The organism is Microbacterium sp. GbtcB4 (genome assembly GCF_019091465.1).
In the GTDB taxonomy this organism is placed as follows: domain Bacteria; phylum Actinomycetota; class Actinomycetes; order Actinomycetales; family Microbacteriaceae; genus Microbacterium; species Microbacterium paraoxydans.
In genome coordinates, this window is record NZ_JAGXJJ010000232.1 from 1 (window position 1) to 260 (window position 260).

1 protein-coding gene is annotated in these 260 nt (G+C 74.6%); it reads left to right on the forward strand.

What is annotated here, in order from left to right; genetic code table 11:
- Nucleotides 1–67: 67 nt before the first annotated feature.
- The coding region (locus KVS71_RS17785; protein WP_254635907.1) for a DUF3159 domain-containing protein at nt 68–260 on the forward strand (193 nt) is incomplete at its 3' end.

Genomic DNA, 260 nt, shown 5'->3' on the forward strand with positions numbered 1-260 from the left:
CGCCGCGCGCAACGTTGGGCCCCACCCGGGCGCGACCCCCAGCAGGTACAACGTGCTCTGCTCGGCCATGGCCGGCTCGCGCGCGATCGTGGAGTCGCTGCTGCCCAGCCTCGCGTTCGTGATCCTGTTCACCCTTCGCCCTGTGCCCCTGCTGCTGCCCCTCGGTGTGTCCGTCGGTTTGGCGGCCGGGTTCACCGTCGTCCGGCTGGTGCAGGGGGCGCCGCCGTGGGGCGCCCGTGGGGGGCTGGTTGGGGTGGGGG